Below are 17,341 nucleotides of genomic sequence, written 5' to 3' on the forward strand. Positions count from 1 at the left end.
GCGCCGGGCGGGCCCTTCCGCGTTCCCGTGTCGGGACGGGGGACGGTGCTCCGGCCCTTCCCCGTCGGACGAGGTGGTTCCCGGACCTCAGAGCAGTCTCCGGGCCGCCCGCCGCAGGTCGTACTCGTGCAGGATCGCCTTCGCGTGGCCGTACGCCAGCTCGTGGGCCCCGCGGAGCCAGCTCACCCGCTCCTCGAAGCGGAGGAGGGAGGGGCCCTCCTCGACGGTGCGCATCCAGTCGGCGATCTCACGACCGGTGCGGCCCGGGATGCGGGCCAGCATGTTGCGGTGGGTCTCTTCGGAGAATGTGTGGGACATCGGCGCCTCCGGACGCGTCGTACCGTGTGCTCCTCGTACTCCTGGCACTTCTTCACGTCACCGTGCCCAAGTGTTCGCCCGTTGGCAAGAGGCCCGGGACGGCGCGTAGGGTCGCGGGGTGCGCGATACGAGTGAACTGACCGCCGCCGTCGAACGCTTCGCCGACCGGCTGCGGGCCGCCCCGCAGAGCCGCCTCCAGCGCGGTGCGGCGGCGGAGGGACTTGCCCTCGCCCGCGAGCTCGCGGTGCGCGCCCAGCGCGCGGAGGACCCGGAGCGGGAGCCGAGGGCGATGCCGGACGCGGGGGTCTTCACCGTGGCCGACCAGCTGGTCGTCGCCGGGAACGATCTGGCCGAAATCCTGCGAACGGCCCCGGCCGACTCCCGCGAGGGGGAACTGGCGGAGGCCGTGGGGCTGGTCCGTGAGGCTGCGGAGAGCTCGGGCCTGTAGGAGGGCCGGGCACGGGGCGGGCCCTCGGAAAGGCCCTCCAGGGGTCGCGAGCGGCCCGGAGGGGCGTGGAGGGGCCTGGAAGAGGCCCTTACAGGGACGCGATGACGCGGTCCGCCAGGATGTAGACGTTCTCGTCGTCCGCCTCGCCGTACGAGAAGGTGAGAGCGAAGGCGCCCGAGACGCCCGAGCCGCCGAGCAGCACCGGCGTGCGGCCGGAGCGCAGGGCGTCCGCGAGGCGCTCCGCGGTCTCGCGGTGCCCCGGGGTCATGCAGAGCGTCGTGCCGTCCGCGAAGACGTACACGTCGAGCGTGCCGAGCGGACCCGGACGCACGTCGGTCAGCGCGGTGGCGGTGTCGGCCAGCTCCTCCAGGCGCGCCACCGTCCGCTCGTGGTCGGTGACGACGGGGGTCTGCACCGGCACGAAGTCCGGGTGCGAGGGGTGCCGGCGGCGGGCCGCGGCCAGCTCGGCCGAGTCCTCCGGGTACTCCTCCAGGGCGTCGATCGATTCGAGCGGGTCCAGCGCGTCGGGGCCGTCGAGCGCGGCCGCCTCCGCCTCCATGGCCTCCAGGGCCATCGCCTCGAGGCCCACGAAGTCGGCCTGGCGCGGGACGAAGAAGGTGCCGTCGTCGACCGGGCCGCCGAGACCGCCCAGCAGGGACGGGGCGTCGGCCGCGTCCCGGGCCTCCTGCGCGGCCCAGAAGGCCCGCGCCTCGGCGAGCTCGCGCTCACGCTCCTCGGCCAGCGCCTCCGCGACCGCGGCCCGTATCTCGGCGGCGGGCGTGGCACGGGCCGCGGGAACGGTGACGCCGCGCCCGGCCGCCAGTTCGCTCCGCAGGTCGGTGACCTGCTTGCGGAGACCATGGACGGCGTGCAGGGCGGCAGCGCCCACGGCCGTGGCAGCGGCCGTGGTCAGCAGCAGGGCAAGAGGCATGGCGCTCACTGACGTACTCCCGATTCCGAGTCGATCCCCCGACTTCTACATCAGCTTGTCCTGGGGTGGGGCTCGCTGTCAGTGCATTACGTCACGAATTGGACAGGTATTTCTGCCAGGTGTTTAGTCCCGAAACGGTTCTGACCTGGGAAAACGAACTCCCCCGGGACGTAGGTCACATCCTGGGGGAGATTCGGTCACGGCTCGGACGCGGTGCGGTTGGAGCCCTCGGTACGAGGAGACGCGCCCCGGCGCACTCCCCGTCCGGCGACAGCCGCGCGGCCCCGGGGCTCGGCCCTGCGGCACGCGCCCGCTCTGTCGGTCAGCTCAGCCGCTCGATCACCATCGCCATGCCCTGGCCGCCGCCGACGCACATGGTCTCCAGGCCGAACTGCTTGTCGTGGAACTGGAGGCTGTTGATCAGCGTGCCGGTGATCCGGGCGCCGGTCATGCCGAAGGGGTGGCCGACGGCGATGGCGCCACCGTTGACGTTCACCTTGTCCAGGTCCAGGCCCAGGTCCTGGTAGGACGGGATCACCTGGGCCGCGAAGGCCTCGTTGATCTCGGCCAGGTCGATGTCGCCGATGGTCAGGCCGGCGCGCTTGAGGGCCTGCTTCGACGCCTCGACCGGGCCGAGGCCCATGATCTCGGGGGAGAGGCCGGAGACGCCGGTGGAGACGATGCGGGCGAGCGGGGTCAGGCCGAGCTCGCGGGCCTTCGTGTCCGACATGATGACGAGCGCGGCGGCGCCGTCGTTCAGCGGGCAGCAGTTGGCGGCGGTGACCAGGCCGTCGGGGCGGAAGACCGGCTTGAGGCCCTGCACGCCCTCCAGGGTGACACCGGCGCGCGGGCCGTCGTCCGCGGAGACGACGGTGCCGTCCGGGAGCGTCACCGGGGTGATCTCGCGCTCCCAGAAGCCGTTCTTGATGGCCTGCTCGGCGAGGTTCTGCGAGCGGACGCCGAACTCGTCCATCTCCTGGCGGCTGATGCCCTTGAGGCGGGCCAGGTTCTCCGCGGTCTGGCCCATGGCGATGTACGCGTCCGGGACGACGCCGTCCTCGCGCGGGTCGTGCCACGTGGAGCCCTCGGAGGCGGCGACCTCGGCGGTACGGGCCTCGGCCTCGGCGAAGAAGGGGTTGTGCGTGTCGGGCAGGGAGTCCGAGTTGCCCTTCACGAAGCGGGACACCATCTCGACACCGGCCGAGATGAAGACGTCGCCCTCGCCGGCCTTGATCGCGTGCAGCGCCATGCGGGAGGTCTGCAGCGAGGAGGAGCAGTAGCGGGTGATGGTGCAGCCCGGCAGGTGGTCCATGCCCATCTGCACGGCCACGATGCGGCCCAGGTTGTTGCCCTGCTCGCCGCCGGGCAGACCGCAGCCCAGCATCAGGTCGTCGATGTCGCGCGGGTCGAGCTCCGGCACCTTGGCCAGGGCGGCCTTGACGATGGTCGCGGTGAGGTCGTCCGGCCGCAGGTCCTTGAGGGAGCCCTTGAAGGCCCGGCCGATGGGCGAGCGGGCGGTCGAGACGATCACGGCTTCGGGCATCACGGCTCCATGAGGGTGCGGAGTGGGCGGACTGAAAGGGAAGTTACCCGTACGTACCGCATGGGGTCACCGGCCTGGGCATGTGATGCGGACCTCTTTTCTAAGCGAGCGCTCAGTTGGTGGAGGCGGGGGTCTCCGTGGCGCCCTCCCCCTGCGCCTCCGGCGACGCGTCCGCCGCGACCGGCAGACGCCGCCTGCGGCGGTGCTTCAGGAGGGCCCAGGGCGCGCGGGCGCCCGTGACCTCCGTGCCCGCCTCCTTCGCCGCCTCCGCGGCCGCCTTCGCGACCGGCAGCATGTTCTCCCGACGCGCCGGTTCCAGGCGGTCCGTCTCCGGCCACACCCCCAGCACCGCGCACATCGTCGGCAGCACGGCCATCGCCGCCGTCGCGTACCCCTCCGCCGAGGGGTGGAAGTTGTCCACCCCGAACATCTCGCGAGGGTTCGCCGCGAACTCGGGCCCCAGCAGGTCGCCCAGCGACACCGTCCGCCCGCCCTGCTCGATCACCACGATCGTCTGCGCCGCCGCCAGCTGCCGGGAGGCCCGCCGGGCCAGCCAGCGCAGCGGCTGGTAGACCGGCTCGATCGTCCCGAGGTCCGGGCAGGTCCCGACCACCACCTCCGCGCCGGCCGTCCGCAGCCGCCGGACCGCCGAGGCCAGGAGCCGTACCGACTCCGTCGGCGGCATCCGGTGCGTCACGTCGTTCGCGCCGATCATGATCACGCAGACGTCCGGCGGACCGAGCGGCTGGGCCAGCAGCAGCGACACCTGGCGCTCCAGGTCGTCCGAGCGGGCACCGGAGAGCGCCACGTTCCGCAGCACCACCGGCCGCTCCGCCACCGCCGCGAGCCCCGAGGCGAGCAGCGCGCCCGGCGTCTGGCCCGAGCGGCGGACCCCCTGGCCCGCCGCCGTGGAATCACCCAGAAGGGCCAGCCGCAGCGGGTCGTCCGTGCCGAACGCGCGGCCGTAGAGACCGTCCGCTCCCGGCGGGAGGGGGGCCGCGCCGCCGCCCACCGTCCGCTTCGCGATCTGCATCTCGGCCAGCAGGACGCCCACCGCCGCCACACCCAGCAGCCCGATGCTCCCGCCGCCGTACGCCGCACCCGCCGCGATCCGCCGCGCCACCCTCGCCCTCGACATGGGGCCGTCACCTCCTTCAAGCCGTTCAGGGACTAACTGCCCCGTAACCCGCTCCGACTACGCATACGCTGGCCACACCATTACGGAGACCCCGGAGATTACGGTGCAATTCCACGACTCGATGATCAGCCTCGTCGGCAACACCCCGCTGGTGAAGCTCAACAGCGTCACAGCGGGCATTCAGGCGACCGTTCTGGCCAAGGTCGAGTACTTCAACCCCGGAGGCTCGGTCAAGGACCGGATCGCCCTGCGGATGATCGAGGCGGCCGAGCAGAGCGGTGAGCTCAAGCCCGGCGGAACCATCGTCGAGCCCACGTCCGGCAACACCGGCGTCGGCCTGGCGATCGTGGCGCAGACGAAGGGCTACAAGTGCATCTTCGTCTGCCCCGACAAGGTGTCCCTCGACAAGATCAACGTACTGCGGGCGTACGGCGCCGAGGTCGTCGTCTGCCCCACCGCGGTCGACCCGGAGCACCCGGACTCGTACTACAACGTCTCGGACCGCCTCGTCCGTGAGACGCCCGGTGCCTGGAAGCCCGACCAGTACTCCAACCCGAACAACCCGCGCTCCCACTACGAGACCACCGGCCCCGAGCTCTGGGAGCAGACGGACGGGAAGATCACCCACTTCGTCGCGGGCGTCGGCACCGGCGGCACCATTTCCGGCACCGGCAACTACCTCAAGGAGGCCAGCGGCGGCTCCGTGCAGGTCATCGGCGCCGACCCGGAGGGCTCGGTCTACTCGGGCGGCTCAGGTCGCCCGTACCTCGTCGAGGGCGTCGGCGAGGACTTCTGGCCGACCGCGTACGACCGGAACGTCACGGACCGGATCGTCGCCGTGTCCGACAAGGACTCGTTCCAGATGACCCGCCGCCTCGCCAAGGAGGAGGGCCTCCTCGTCGGCGGCTCCTGCGGCATGGCCGTCGTGGCCGCGCTGGAGGTCGCCAGGGAGCTCGGCCCGGACGACGTCGTCGTCGTCCTGCTGCCGGACTCCGGCCGCGGCTACATGTCGAAGATCTTCAGTGACGAGTGGATGGCCGACTACGGCTTCCTGGAGGACACCTCCACGGCCACCGTCGCCGACGTCCTGCGCCACAAGGAGGGCGGCACCATGCCCTCCCTCGTCCACATGCACCCGGACGAGACCGTCGGCCAGGCCATCGAGGTGCTCCGCGAGTACGGCGTCTCCCAGATGCCCATCGTGAAGCCCGGCGCCGGCCACCCCGACGTGATGGCCGCGGAGGTCGTCGGTTCGGTCGTCGAGCGCGAGCTGCTCGACGCGCTCTTCGCCCAGCGCGCCTCCCTGGAGGACCCGCTGGAGCGCCACATGAGCGCGCCGCTGCCGCAGGTCGGCTCCGGCGAGCCGGTCGCCGACCTGATGTCCGTCCTCGGCGAGGCCGCCGACGCGGCGATCGTCCTGGTCGAGGGCAAGCCGACCGGCGTCGTCAGCCGTCAGGACCTGCTGGCCTTCCTGGCCAACGGCGGCGCGAAGTAGTTACCCGGACGGGCGTGGTGGGTGCGGCGGGCGCGTTCGCGCAATCGGTACGAGCGCGACACGTACGCGCAGCACCCGCTTAACACGCGTCCGGCACATTGGTTGTCGTCGGCGTCACGGACTTCCGGAGCGGCTCCCGGACTCCTGACGACGCCGCGGACGCGGAGGCCGGCCCTGACCCGGGCCCGTGTCCTCGCGGGGACCGCCGTCGTCCCGCCCCCCGTTCCGGGGGTGCGGCGGTCCCCGCGCCGACTTCTTCCGGCTCTGCCGCGCTCCCGGTCGTGATGCCCGTCGGGCTCCCGGTCGTGATGCCTGTTGGGCCCTGCCGGGCTCCCTGTCGTCGTCTGCCGGGCTCCGTGTCGTGATGCCTGCCGGGCTCCGTGTCGTGATGCCTGCCGGGCTCCGTGTCGTGATGCCTGCCGGGCTCCGTGTCGTGATTCCCGGGCGGGCTTCCCTCTCGCACTTCTCTCCGGAGCAGCCCCTGCATATCCTTATGCAGGGCCCTTCGCGGGTGAATAGGCGAGAGAGAGGGGGCGGCGGCATGAGCGACAGCCCGGCCGGTCGGCTGCAGGCGCTCTTCGAGGGGCACCGGCTGACGCCGACACAGCGGCGGATCGCCCACTGCATGGTGCGGCGCGCCGGTGACGTGCCCTTCCTGTCCAGCGTCGAGCTCGCCGAGCTCGCCGGGGTCAGCCAGCCCTCCGTCACCCGCTTCGCCGTCGCCCTGGGCTTCGACGGGTACCCGGCGCTCCGCCGCCATCTGCGCGAGGTCGCGCCCCCCGAGCCCGGCGCGGCAGAGGGGGAGGACGAGGAGCTCAACGAGTACCAGCAGGCCGTCCTCGCCGAGATCGAGAACCTCAAGCACCTCGCCGGCCTCCTCGCCGACCCCGCGCCCGTCGAGCGGGCCGGCCGGCTGCTCGCCCGCTCCCGCCCGCTGCCCGTGCTCGGCCTGCGGGCCGCCTCCTCACAGGCGCGTGGCTTCGCCTACTTCGCCGCCAAGGTGCACCCGGACGTCCGGCTCCTCGACGAGGCCGGCTCCATGCTCACGGACCGCGTCGACGCCGCCGTACGCGCCGGGGCCACGGCCCTGCTGTGCTTCGCGCTGCCCCGGCACCCGCGCGAGGTCGTCGAGGCCCTGGAGTACGCGCGTGCGGCCGGGCTCACGGTCGTCACCGTCGCCGAGTCGGCGTTCGCGCCCGTCGCCGCCCACAGCGACCTGCTCATCCCGGCCGCCGTCGGCACCGGGCTCGCCTTCGACACCGCCTGTGCGCCGATGATGCTCGGCCGGGTCCTCCTGGAGGCCATGGCCGACGAACTCCCGGACGCGCAGGCGCGCCTGGAGGAGTTCGACACGAAGGCGGCGGCGCGGGGCCTGTTCGTCGAATAGGCTCCCGCGCCCGCGAAGGCCGGGTCAGACGTCCAGCTCGGCCTCGATCTTCTTCAGCTGGTGGCGGGCCATCGCCAGGTTCGCCCGGTCCTTGTCCAGGGCGAGGTACAGGAACAGGCCGTTCTTGCCCTGTCCCTTGAGCAGCCGGATCATGTGGTACTGCCGGCCGAGGGTGATGAGGATGTCCTCGATCTCGTCGCCGAGGCCGAGCATCTCCATCGTCCGGACCTTGGCCCGGACGACGTCGGTGTTGCCGGCCGCGGCCATGTTGAGGTCGAGGTCCTTGCCGCCGCCGATCGTGCCGAGTGCCATGCCGCTCGTGTAGTCGACGAGGGCCGCGCCGATGGCGCCTTCGATGGAGGCAGCTTCCTTGAGGGAGGTCTCGGTGTTCGTCATGGGTGTGCACTTCCTTCTCGTGTACGTGTCTTCTACGTGGTGCGTGGTGCTCGTTCTGTGGTGCTCGTGGTGCGTGGTGCGTGGTGCTCGTGGTGCGTGGTGCGGTGCGTCAGTTCAGGTCTCTGCGCTCCAGCGCTCCGTCGACGAGTTCGCCTATCCGGACGCTGGACCTGCGGGCCTCCAGGTGGAGCCGCCCGACGTTGATCCGGGGCTCGGCGAGCAGCGTCAGGACGGCCGAGCCGCCCGCCGCGTACGTCGCCACGTAGCCGTTCTCGCCGCGTACCAGCAGCTCCCGGAACCGGCCCTGGCCGGTGCTGTCGGTCAGCCGCTGGCCGACGCCGAGCGCCGCCGCGGTCAGCGCGGCCACGCTCTCCGCCTCGCCGTCCACGGTGTCGTGGGCCAGGACGAGCCCGTCGGCACTGGCCGCGAGCGCGCCGGTCAGCTGGGGCAGCCGGGCCCGCAGCCGTCTGAGCTCGCCGAGGACCTCGGCTTCTGCGGTCATGAGCTGTTTCCTTTCGGCGCGCAGGCGCAGGGCACGCCTCATCACAGGTGTGCCTCCAGGGCGTCACGGAGCCGGCGCAGCAGGGCGATGTCGGGATCGGCCACCGGCAGGGCCGGTAACAGGGCAGGCAAGGGCGGTGGCAGCGGTGCGGGGGTGGGGTCGAGCGGCGTCTCGACGAGCCCGGCGGCCGCGAGCCGCCGGACGTCGAGGAGGGTGTGGAAGGCGGGGCGGCCGAGTATCAGGGCCAGCTCCGCCGGGGTCCGGTGTCCGTCCGCGGCGGCGAGCAGGGCCCGCTGGCGCGCCCCCACGGTCTGTCCAGGGGCGGCGCGGCGCGGCACGACCGGGGAGCTGTCCACGGCGGCGTACGGCCAGACGGCGTCGAGGAGTTCGCGGCGGCGTACCGTCTCGCGCTCCACGGCCTCGGCCGACACCGGCCGCACCGTCCCGAACCAGTGCCCGACCCCGTACCGGAAGCGGGTCGGTCCGCTGGTGGGGGAGAGGGCGAAGAAGGCCGCGTCGAAGACGGCGCCGAGGTGGCAGATCTCCAGCTCGCCGTCGTGGAGCCGGCCGCTGTCGACGAGGAAGCGGCCGACGGCGCGGTGGGCCCCGGCCCGGTCGACGGCCTCGTCCCAGCCCTCGCGGGGCAGCCGTCCGCCGGTGGTGAGGAGGACGTCGACGCCGGGGGCTGCGGGGCTCTCGGCGTGCACGACGCGGCCGTCGACGAGGTAGAGGGTGCCGTGGTCGCGGAGCAGGGCACCGGTGGCCTTCTCGGCGGCGAGCCGGACCAGCATCGGGGAGACGGGGGTGGCGACCGCGGTCGCTGCGGGGCCGCTCATCCCAGGACCAGCCGTTCGGCGAGGTCGCGGAGGCGGATCCGGGCGAGGGCGAGGTTGCCGGTGTCGCGGTCGAGCCAGAGGTGGAGGAAGACGCTGCTGTCGAAGGACGTCTCGACGAAGCGCAGGACGTGGTAGCCGGCGCGGGTGGTGACGATCAGGTCCTCGACGGGCGGTTCGTCGCCGGGGTCCTCCCCGGCGGCCGCGAACGAGTCGAACTCGGCGGCGGCGCGGGCGAGTTCGGCGGTCTCGGCGGCCGTGGTCTCATGGTCGCCGACCGGTGAGTCACCTGCCGTCCCGAGGGCGAGCCCGCTGGTCCAGTCGACCAGGGAGGCCCCGCGAGCGCCCGGCAGGGCCATGGCCTCGATAAGGCACTCGTCGATTCCGGGCACGCGGATTCCCCTCCCGATGCGGCGTGCGAACGTGCGGCAGTGACGGTGACGTTACTGAACGCAGCGCTCCGGGGGAGGGGTTCTGGCATTTTCCATCGGAACATGCCAGTACCCGACCGCAATAGGCCCGGGATTGTGTGTCAGGTCGACTGTCAGGTCCTGGATTCCACCGCGTTCGCGATCTCGGACAGGTCCTTCGTGAGCGCCTTGGCGACCGCCTTCGCGCCGAAGCGGGCGATCAGCCGCCCCAGGAATCCCTGTCGGCGGCCGCGGGAGGGCCGGGCGGAGAACGTCATCCGCAGGGTGGTCGCCCCCGCCCCGTCGGGCGTGAGGGTGATCTCGGAGACGTAGTGCATGCCGTGCGAATCGGCGACCGTGACGTACCGGTCGGGCGGCTCGCACTCCGTCACCAGCATCTCCTCGGTGGCTTCCTTGCCCAGCATCCGCCGGGTCTCGCGCCAGCGGGTGCCCACGGCGAAGCCGCCTTCGGTGAGCACCTCGACCCGCTCGACGCCCGAGAGGACGCGGGGCATGTCCGGCAGGTCGGTGATCGACTCCCAGACCCGCCCGGGGGAGGCGTCCACCCGCCGCTCGACGACGACGGTCGTGGTGTTCGAGCCGGTTCCCGTTCCAGTCATGGCTTCATCGAAACCGCGACGCACGGCCCGCGCTACCCGACGAGGGCGTCCGCGTGCGCCCCGCCCGACTCGGCGACGATCTCCGCGAGCGTCTGGGGCTTTCGTACGGTCGTGAAGGTGACCACCCCGTCGCCGCCCTCGCCCCCGTCCCCGTCGCCGTTCTCCGTCACCGTGAAGCCGTGGACGCCCGGCCGGGGCAGGCTGTTGTACGCGTAGTGGTGGGCGAAGCAGTAGGCGCCGGTGTCCGGGACGGCCACCACGTCACCGGGGTGCAGCAGCGGCAGCGACCGGCCGGCGGCGAGCAGGTCCCCGGTGAAGCAGGCGGGGCCCGCCACGTCCTGGACGGTGACCTCCCCGGTGCGGGGGCGGCCCTCGGAGTCGTAGGCGAGGACGCGCAGCGGCCAGGCGTCCGGGGCGTAGACCGTCCGGGTGGCCAGCTGTACGCCCGCGTGGGTGACGGCGATGGGGCGGCCGCCGGAGGTCTTCGTGTACTCCACCCGGGTGAGGACCGTGCCGTGCTTGGCGAGCAGCGAGCGCCCGAACTCGGTGACCAGGCCGTAGCGGCCGTCGAAGAGCCCGGGGACGGTGTCGGCGAGCAGCCGGGCGTACTCCGCGTACGTCGGCGTCTCCTCGTCGGAGTGGAAGTTGACCGGCAGGCCGCCACCGATGTCCAGGGTGTCGATCTGCTGCCGGCCGACCGTGCGGTTGATCTCCTCGGCGAGCGCGTACGCCTCCCCGACGCCTTCGGCCATCAGGGCGAGCGGGACGCCCTGGGAGCCGGTGTGGGTGTGCAGCCGGGTCAGCCAGGGCCGCTCCAGGTACGCCTGGACGACGGCCTTGCGGGCGCCTTCGTCGCGGAGTGCCACGCCGAACTTGGAGGTGGCGGTCGCGGTCGAGAGCGCGCCGATGGAACCGGCTCCGACCTGCGGGTTCACCCGGATCCCGAGGGGTGAGGCGGTGGGCGCGGAGGCGACGAGCGCGTCGATCCTGGCCAGTTCCTGGAGGTTGTCGGCGTTGACGGCGATGCCGAGCGCGAGGGCCTGGCGCAGCTCGGCGGGGGTCTTGGCGGGGGAGTCGAGCACCGTGTCGGTGGGTGGGACTCCGGCGGCGCGCGCGAGCGCCAGCTCGCCGGGGCTCGCGACCTCGACGCCGAGTCCGGCCTCGCGCAGGAGGCGGAGCACGGGGACGAGCGGCGCGGCCTTGACCGCGAAGGCGTGCAGCACGGGCGCGTCGGTGACGGCGGCGAACGCGCTGGTCAGGGCGGCTGCGGAGGCGCGGATGCCGGCGGTGTCGAGGAGGGCGACGACCGGTTCGGCGGGGGAGAGGAGTCCCTGGTCGACGGAGGCTCGGACGGCGAGATCGCGGCGGGAGGAGGCCATGTGTCCATCCCATCACCGGGACGTGCGGCCCCGCAGCTGTTGACTACAACTATTCAAGCCGCCAGGATGTGAATATCTGAACGACATTCGAGGAGGCACCGCCATGTCAGGACCCCGCCCCGTACGGGCCCCGCGCGGTACGGAACTGAGCGCCCTGGGATGGCAGCAGGAGGCCGCCCTCCGGATGCTCCAGAACAACCTCGACCCCGAGGTCGCCGAGCACCCCGACAAGCTCGTCGTCTACGGCGGCACCGGCAAGGCCGCCCGCGACTGGCGCTCCTTCGACGCCATGGTCCGCACCCTCCGGACGCTGAAGCAGGACGAGACGATGCTCGTCCAGTCCGGCCGCCCCGTCGGCGTCATGCAGACCCACGAGTGGGCCCCCCGCGTCCTCATCGCCAACTCCAACCTGGTCGGCGACTGGGCCAACTGGGAGGAGTTCCGGCGCCTGGAGCAGCTCGGCCTCACCATGTACGGCCAGATGACCGCCGGGTCCTGGATCTACATCGGCACCCAGGGCATCCTCCAGGGCACGTACGAGACCTTCGCCGCCGTCGCGGCCAAGAAGTTCAACGGCACCCTGGCCGGCACGATCACCCTCACCGCCGGCCTCGGCGGCATGGGCGGCGCCCAGCCCCTCGCCGTGACGATGAACGACGGCGTCGCGATCTGCGTCGACGTCGACCCGCGCGCCATCGAGCGCCGCATCGAGCACCGCTACCTGGACGTGAGGGCCGACAACCTCGCCCACGCCCTCCAGCTGGCCACCGAGGCCCGCGACGCCCGCCGCCCGCTCTCCATCGGCCTCCTCGGCAACGCCGCCGAGCTGCTCCCGCAGATGCTCGCCGAAGGCGCCCCGATCGACATCGTGACGGACCAGACCTCCGCCCACGACCCGCTGTCCTACCTGCCGGTCGGCGTGGCCTTCGACGACATGGCCGACGCCGCCGCGAAGGACCCGGCCGGGTTCACGGTGCGGGCCCGCGAGTCGATGGCCAAGCACGTCGAGGCCATGGTCGGCTTCATGGACGCCGGCGCCGAGGTCTTCGACTACGGCAACTCGATCCGCGGCGAGGCCCAGCTGGCCGGCTACGACCGCGCGTTCGCCTTCCCCGGCTTCGTCCCGGCCTACATCCGCCCGCTGTTCTGCGAGGGCAAGGGCCCGTTCCGCTGGGCGGCCCTGTCCGGCGAGGCCTCGGACATCCACAAGACGGACAAGGCGATCCTCGACCTCTTCCCGGAGAACGAGTCCCTGCACCGCTGGATCAAGATGGCCGGCGAGCGCGTCCACTTCCAGGGCCTGCCCGCCCGCATCTGCTGGCTCGGCCAGGGCGAGCGCGACAAGGCCGGCGACATGTTCAACGACATGGTCGGCAACGGCACCCTCGCCGCGCCCCTCGCGATCGGCCGCGACCACCTCGACTGCGGCTCGGTGGCCTCCCCGTACCGCGAGACCGAGGCCATGCTCGACGGCTCCGACGCCATCGCCGACTGGCCGCTCCTCAACGCCATGGTGAACGTCGCCTCCGGCGCGTCCTGGGTCTCCATCCACCACGGCGGCGGCGTCGGCATGGGCCGCTCCATCCACGCCGGCCAGGTCTCGGTGGCCGACGGCACGAAGCTCGCGGGCGAGAAGATCCGCCGCGTCCTGACGAACGACCCCGGCATGGGCGTCATCCGTCACGTCGACGCGGGCTACGACATCGCGGAGCGGGTCGCCGACGAGCGCGGCGTCCGCGTCCCGATGCGCGAGGGCGACGACGCGTGAGCGCGAGCTTCGACGCCATGTGGCGGTCGCTGCGGCCCATCGGCCGCAGCGCCGCCTCCGGTGGCTACCGGCGCTACGCCTGGACCGGGGCCGACGCCGACTGCCGCCTCTGGTTCCGCATGCAGGCCGAGGCCCGCCGCATGGACGTCGAGACCGACCGCAACGGCAACCAGTGGGCCTGGCTCGGCGACCCGACGGCAGGGGACGCCGTCGTCACCGGCTCCCACCTGGACTCCGTCCCGGACGGCGGCGCCTTCGACGGCCCCCTGGGGGTCGTCTCCGCCTTCGCCGCCCTCGACGAACTCCGGTCGCGCGGAGTCTCGTTCAAGCGCCCGCTCGCCATCACCAACTTCGGCGACGAGGAGGGTGCCCGCTTCGGCCTCGCCTGCGTCGGCTCCCGGCTCACCGCCGGCAGGCTGACGAAGGAGCAGGCGTACGAGCTCCGCGACGCCTCCGGCATCAGCCTCCCGCAGGCCATGGAGGCGGCCGGGTACGACCCCTCGGCCATCGGCCCCGACCCGGAACGGCTCGCCCGTATCGGCGCGTTCGTCGAACTCCACGTCGAGCAGGGCCGCGCCCTCGACCTGTCCGGGGACTCCGTCGGCATCGCCTCCTCCATCTGGCCGCACGGCCGCTGGCGGTACGACTTCGCGGGCGAGGCCAACCACGCGGGCACCACCCGCCTGGTCGACCGCCGCGACCCGATGCTCACCTACGCGGAGACGGTCCTCGCCGCCCGCCGCGAGGCGGAGCTCGCGGGCGCCGTCGCCACCTTCGGCAAGATCGCCGTCGAGCCGAACGGCGTCAACGCCATCCCGTCCCTGGTCCGCGGCTGGCTCGACGCCCGCGCCGCCGACCAGGACTCGCTCGACACGGTCGTGGCGGGCGTCGAGACGGCGGCCCGCGACTACGCCCGGCGGCACGGCATCGACCTCACGGTCGTCCGGGAGTCCTTCACCCCGGTCGTGGACTTCTCGCACGCCCTGCGCGACGAGCTGTCCCGGATCCTGGGTCACTCCGGAAAGGTGCCGGTCCTCGGCACCGGTGCCGGACACGACGCCGGAATCCTCTCCGAATCGATTCCGACCGCCATGCTGTTCGTACGGAACCCCACCGGCGTCTCGCACTCCCCGGCCGAGTTCGCGGCCGAGGACGACTGCGTGGCCGGGGTCCTCGCACTCGCCGACGTACTGGAGGAGCTGGCGTGCCGCTGACGACGTACTGGCTGGAGCACGCCTGGCTCGACACGAACGTCGAGCCGGGCGTGGCCCTGGACGTGGACTCCGACGGCCGGATCGCGGCCGTCCGCACAGGGGTGGACGCCCCGCCCCCGGGCGCCGTCACCCTCCGCGGCCTCACGCTCCCCGGCCTCGCCAACGCCCACTCGCACGCCTTCCACCGTGCCCTGCGCGGCACGGTCCAGGTCGGTTCCGGCACGTTCTGGACCTGGCGCGAGGTCATGTACAACGTGGCCCAACGCCTCACCCCCGACAGCTACTTCGCCCTCGCCCGCGCCGTGTACGCGGAGATGGCGCTGGCGGGCATCACGGCCGTCGGCGAGTTCCACTACCTCCACCACGCGCCCGGCGGCACCCCGTACGCCGACCCCAACGCCATGGGCGAGGCACTGATCGCCGCCGCCGGCGAGGCGGGCATCCGCATCACCCTCCTCGACACGGCGTACCTCTCCGCCGGCTTCGGCGCGGCACCCGACCCGCACCAGCTCCGCTTCTCCGACGGCACGGCCGAGGCCTGGGCCGAGCGGGTGAGCGGCCTGAAGGAGCGCGACGGCGTACGGATCGGGGCGGCGATCCACTCGGTACGCGCGGTCCCGGCGGACCAGCTGTCGACGGTGGCCCGCTGGGCCCAGGAACGGCAGGCCCCCCTCCACGTCCACCTCTCGGAACAGACCGCGGAGAACGACGCCTGTCTGGCGGCCCACGGCCGGACGCCCACCCAGCTCCTTGCCGACCACGGAGTGCTCGGCGCCCGGACGACGGGCGTCCACAACACCCACATGACGGACGCCGACATCGCCCTGATCGGCTCGACGTCCACCGGCACGTGCATGTGCCCCACGACGGAACGGGACCTGGCCGACGGCATCGGCCCGGCCGTCGCCCTCCAGCGGGCCGGCTCCCCGCTCTCCCTGGGCAGCGACAGCCACGCGGTGGTCGACCTCCTGGAGGAGGCGCGCGCGATGGAACTGAACGAACGCCTCCGCACCCGCACCCGGGGCCACTGGACGGCGGCGGCGCTGCTCCGCGCGGCCACGGCGGACGGCCACGCGGCCCTCGGCCTGCCGGACGCGGGCACCCTGGAGGCCGGCGCCCTCGCCGACTTCACGACGATCGCGCTGGACTCGGTCAGGACAGCGGGACCGGTACCGCGTCTGGGAGCCGAGACGGCGGTATTCGCAGCGTCCGCAGCGGACGTCCGGCACACGGTCGTGGGCGGGCGTCACGTCGTCCGGGACGGGGTCCACCAGACCGTGCCGGACGTGCCCCGTGCCCTCGCGGACTCGATCGCCGCACTGCGCGGCTGAAGCGCCTGAAGGAGACACCCCTCACCATGAACACGGGCCCCGCGGCGACGAACAACCCGGTGGCGAGCTCCGCCCCCACGAGCGCGAACAGCGCCGTGGCGACGACCGCCACCGCCATCGTCAACATCGCCAGCCTCGTCACGAACGATCCCTCCCTCGGTGACAGCAGTGCCCTGGGCCTGATCCAGGACGCGGCCGTCGTCATCGACGGCGACCGAGTCGTCTGGGTCGGTGAATCCAGCAAAGCACCGGCCACTGACAACCGGGTCGACGCCGGTGGACGGGCGGTGATCCCCGGCTTCGTGGACTCCCACTCGCACCTCGTCTTCGCCGGCGACCGCACCGCCGAGTTCAACGCCCGCATGTCCGGCCGGCCCTACGAGGCCGGCGGCATCCGCACCACGGTCGCGGCGACCCGCGCGGCGACCGACGCCGAGCTCTCGGCGAACGTCGCCCGCCATCTCCGCGAGGCCCTCCGCCAGGGCACGACGACCTTCGAGACCAAGTCCGGCTACGGCCTCACCGTCGAGGACGAGGCACGTGCGCTGCGCATCGCGGCCGAGCACACGGACGAGGTCACGTACCTCGGCGCGCACATCGTCTCCCCGGACTACGCCGACGACCCGGCCGCGTACGTGGCCCTGGTGACGGGCGAGATGCTGGACGCGTGTGCCCCGTACGCCCGTTGGGTGGACGTCTTCTGCGAGAAGGGCGCCTTCGACGGCGACCAGGCGCGCGCGATCCTGACCGCCGGCAAGGCGAAGGGCCTGCACCCACGGGTGCACGCGAACCAGCTCACGTACGGCCCCGGTGTCCAGCTCGCGGTGGAGCTGGACGCGGCGAGCGCGGACCACTGCACGCACCTGACGGACGCCGACGTGGACGCGCTGGCGAACGGATCGACGGTCGCGACCCTCCTCCCGGGCGCGGAGTTCTCCACGCGCGCGCAGTGGCCGGACGCCCGCCGTCTCCTGGACGCGGGCGTGACGGTCGCCCTCTCCACGGACTGCAACCCGGGCTCGTCCTTCACCTCCTCGGTCCCCTTCTGCATCGCCCTCGCGGTACGGGACATGCGCATGACCCCGGACGAGGCGGTCTGGTCGGCCACGGCGGGCGGCGCGGCGGCCCTGCGCCGCACGGACGTCGGCCGGCTGACGCCCGGCACGCGCGCGGACCTCGTGTTCCTCGACGCCCCGTCCCACGTGCACCTGGCGTACCGCCCGGGCGTCCCGCTGGTCACGGAGGTCTGGCGGGCGGGCGTACGGGTGGTCTGAGCGCGAGGCGCCGGGCGGTTGAGTAGCCGTACTCATGTGGGGCACGGCCGCCCGCGCACAGACTGCGAGCATGACTTCGAAGCGCGTAACCCCCTTGAAGAGCAGGCGAGTCGGCGGAGGCCTTGCGGCGGTGCTGTGCGCCGCCCTGGCCCTCACCGCCTGTGGCACCGAGGGGGCGAGGAACGGAGCGGCGGTGGGAGCGGCCACGGTCGCGCCCCCGACGTCGCCTGCGAAGCCCACCCCCACCCCCACCCCTACGCCGACGCCCACCGCGCCGAGGCCGGACCCCTTGGACGACCCCGGCCTCACGGCCGAGGACCAGAAGGCCGGGCCCGCGTTCATGCGGCCCCCCGT

General features: G+C 72.8%; 17 protein-coding genes and 1 pseudogene. 8 read left to right on the forward strand and 10 right to left on the reverse strand.

The genetic code is table 11. The features are described from left to right. Positions 1-87: 87 nt before the first annotated feature. Entirely contained in the window at positions 88-318 is a 231-nt protein-coding gene (locus tag AOK00_RS06740; protein WP_030315254.1) for a DUF4287 domain-containing protein, read from the reverse strand. 118 nt (positions 319-436) lie between these two features. On the opposite strand from AOK00_RS06740, the gene AOK00_RS06745 reads away from it, so the two are divergent. Then, positions 437-766, forward strand: coding sequence for a hypothetical protein (locus AOK00_RS06745; protein WP_055599392.1), 330 nt, complete (start codon positions 437-439; stop codon positions 764-766). Positions 767-854: 88 nt separating this feature from the next. Here the strand turns inward: AOK00_RS06745 and AOK00_RS06750 are convergent, their stop codons facing one another. The 3 genes from AOK00_RS06750 to AOK00_RS06760 form a co-directional block, all read right to left on the reverse strand. Further along, positions 855-1,697, reverse strand: coding sequence for a hypothetical protein (locus AOK00_RS06750; RefSeq protein ID WP_437441395.1), 843 nt, complete (start codon positions 1,695-1,697; stop codon positions 855-857). Positions 1,698-2,019: 322 nt separating this feature from the next. After that, a complete protein-coding gene (locus tag AOK00_RS06755; RefSeq protein ID WP_055599394.1) occupies positions 2,020-3,240 on the reverse strand; it encodes an acetyl-CoA C-acetyltransferase in 1,221 nt (406 codons plus the stop codon). Positions 3,241-3,352: 112 nt separating this feature from the next. Then, positions 3,353-4,363, reverse strand: coding sequence for an SGNH/GDSL hydrolase family protein (locus AOK00_RS06760; protein ID WP_055599395.1), 1,011 nt, complete (start codon positions 4,361-4,363; stop codon positions 3,353-3,355). A 118-nt stretch (positions 4,364-4,481) separates the two neighbouring features. On the opposite strand from AOK00_RS06760, the gene AOK00_RS06765 reads away from it, so the two are divergent. Both AOK00_RS06765 and AOK00_RS06770 read left to right on the forward strand, forming a co-directional pair. Continuing rightward, on the forward strand, positions 4,482-5,873 hold the full coding sequence (locus AOK00_RS06765; protein WP_055599396.1) for a cystathionine beta-synthase: 1,392 nt from the start codon (positions 4,482-4,484) through the stop codon (positions 5,871-5,873). 541 nt (positions 5,874-6,414) lie between these two features. Beyond that, complete coding sequence (locus tag AOK00_RS06770; RefSeq protein ID WP_055599397.1) at positions 6,415-7,260, forward strand: MurR/RpiR family transcriptional regulator; 846 nt, start codon at positions 6,415-6,417, stop codon at positions 7,258-7,260. Between the two features lie 24 nt (positions 7,261-7,284). On the opposite strand, the gene AOK00_RS06775 is transcribed toward AOK00_RS06770, so the two are convergent. From AOK00_RS06775 to AOK00_RS06800, 6 genes are all read right to left on the reverse strand, one after another. After that, positions 7,285-7,656, reverse strand: a complete 372-nt coding sequence (locus AOK00_RS06775) for a hypothetical protein (protein ID WP_055599398.1) — start codon at positions 7,654-7,656, stop codon at positions 7,285-7,287. A 109-nt stretch (positions 7,657-7,765) separates the two neighbouring features. After that, positions 7,766-8,158 carry a roadblock/LC7 domain-containing protein gene (locus AOK00_RS06780; protein ID WP_030315243.1) on the reverse strand — a complete coding sequence of 131 codons (393 nt, stop codon included), beginning with the start codon at positions 8,156-8,158 and terminating at the stop codon, positions 7,766-7,768. Positions 8,159-8,199: 41 nt separating this feature from the next. After that, positions 8,200-8,994: a hypothetical protein gene (locus AOK00_RS06785; RefSeq protein WP_055599399.1), complete on the reverse strand. Its 795-nt coding sequence runs from the start codon at positions 8,992-8,994 to the stop codon at positions 8,200-8,202. Continuing rightward, on the reverse strand, positions 8,991-9,383 hold the full coding sequence (locus AOK00_RS06790) for a hypothetical protein (RefSeq protein ID WP_055599400.1): 393 nt from the start codon (positions 9,381-9,383) through the stop codon (positions 8,991-8,993). Before AOK00_RS06790 ends, AOK00_RS06785 begins: the two co-directional genes overlap by 4 nt. A 152-nt stretch (positions 9,384-9,535) precedes the next feature. Further along, complete coding sequence (locus AOK00_RS06795; RefSeq protein ID WP_055599401.1) at positions 9,536-10,021, reverse strand: SRPBCC family protein; 486 nt, start codon at positions 10,019-10,021, stop codon at positions 9,536-9,538. A 32-nt stretch (positions 10,022-10,053) separates the two neighbouring features. Beyond that, positions 10,054-11,400, reverse strand: coding sequence for a diaminopimelate decarboxylase (locus tag AOK00_RS06800; protein WP_055599402.1), 1,347 nt, complete (start codon positions 11,398-11,400; stop codon positions 10,054-10,056). 103 nt (positions 11,401-11,503) lie between these two features. Between AOK00_RS06800 and hutU the strand changes: the two genes are divergently transcribed. The 5 genes and pseudogenes from hutU to AOK00_RS39630 form a co-directional block, all read left to right on the forward strand. Beyond that, positions 11,504-13,168 (forward strand): urocanate hydratase, encoded by a 1,665-nt coding sequence (gene hutU / locus AOK00_RS06805; RefSeq protein ID WP_055599403.1) that lies wholly within the window; start codon positions 11,504-11,506, stop codon positions 13,166-13,168. 17 nt (positions 13,169-13,185) lie between these two features. Beyond that, the gene (locus AOK00_RS06810; RefSeq protein WP_173861515.1) at positions 13,186-14,382 is read left to right on the forward strand and encodes an allantoate amidohydrolase; all 1,197 of its coding nucleotides are present in this window, start codon (positions 13,186-13,188) and stop codon (positions 14,380-14,382) included. Beyond that, the gene (locus AOK00_RS06815) at positions 14,373-15,713 is read left to right on the forward strand and encodes a formimidoylglutamate deiminase (RefSeq protein ID WP_055599405.1); all 1,341 of its coding nucleotides are present in this window, start codon (positions 14,373-14,375) and stop codon (positions 15,711-15,713) included. The genes AOK00_RS06810 and AOK00_RS06815 overlap by 10 nt, the downstream gene beginning before the upstream one ends. A gap of 26 nt (positions 15,714-15,739) precedes the next feature. Next, positions 15,740-16,987 carry an imidazolonepropionase gene (gene hutI / locus AOK00_RS06820; RefSeq protein WP_055599406.1) on the forward strand — a complete coding sequence of 416 codons (1,248 nt, stop codon included), beginning with the start codon at positions 15,740-15,742 and terminating at the stop codon, positions 16,985-16,987. Positions 16,988-17,057: 70 nt separating this feature from the next. Continuing rightward, positions 17,058-17,341: pseudogene (locus AOK00_RS39630) on the forward strand (hypothetical protein); the annotation flags it as partial.

The organism is Streptomyces aureus (genome assembly GCF_001418135.1).
In the GTDB taxonomy this organism is placed as follows: Bacteria; Actinomycetota; Actinomycetes; order Streptomycetales; family Streptomycetaceae; genus Streptomyces; species Streptomyces aureus_A.

Coding starts and splice junctions, on each gene's coding strand:
- AOK00_RS06740 (WP_030315254.1), bottom strand. CDS start 318: ATGTCCCACACATTCTCCGAAGAGACCCACCGCAACATGCTGGCCCGC.
- AOK00_RS06750 (WP_437441395.1), bottom strand. CDS start 1,697: ATGCCTCTTGCCCTGCTGCTGACCACGGCCGCTGCCACGGCCGTGGGC.
- AOK00_RS06755 (WP_055599394.1), bottom strand. CDS start 3,240: ATGCCCGAAGCCGTGATCGTCTCGACCGCCCGCTCGCCCATCGGCCGG.
- AOK00_RS06770 (WP_055599397.1), top strand. CDS start 6,415: ATGAGCGACAGCCCGGCCGGTCGGCTGCAGGCGCTCTTCGAGGGGCAC.
- AOK00_RS06775 (WP_055599398.1), bottom strand. CDS start 7,656: ATGACGAACACCGAGACCTCCCTCAAGGAAGCTGCCTCCATCGAAGGC.
- AOK00_RS06780 (WP_030315243.1), bottom strand. CDS start 8,158: ATGACCGCAGAAGCCGAGGTCCTCGGCGAGCTCAGACGGCTGCGGGCC.
- AOK00_RS06785 (WP_055599399.1), bottom strand. CDS start 8,994: ATGAGCGGCCCCGCAGCGACCGCGGTCGCCACCCCCGTCTCCCCGATG.
- AOK00_RS06795 (WP_055599401.1), bottom strand. CDS start 10,021: ATGACTGGAACGGGAACCGGCTCGAACACCACGACCGTCGTCGTCGAG.
- AOK00_RS06800 (WP_055599402.1), bottom strand. CDS start 11,400: ATGGCCTCCTCCCGCCGCGATCTCGCCGTCCGAGCCTCCGTCGACCAG.
- hutU (WP_055599403.1), top strand. CDS start 11,504: ATGTCAGGACCCCGCCCCGTACGGGCCCCGCGCGGTACGGAACTGAGC.
- AOK00_RS06810 (WP_173861515.1), top strand. CDS start 13,186: ATGTGGCGGTCGCTGCGGCCCATCGGCCGCAGCGCCGCCTCCGGTGGC.
- hutI (WP_055599406.1), top strand. CDS start 15,740: ATGAACACGGGCCCCGCGGCGACGAACAACCCGGTGGCGAGCTCCGCC.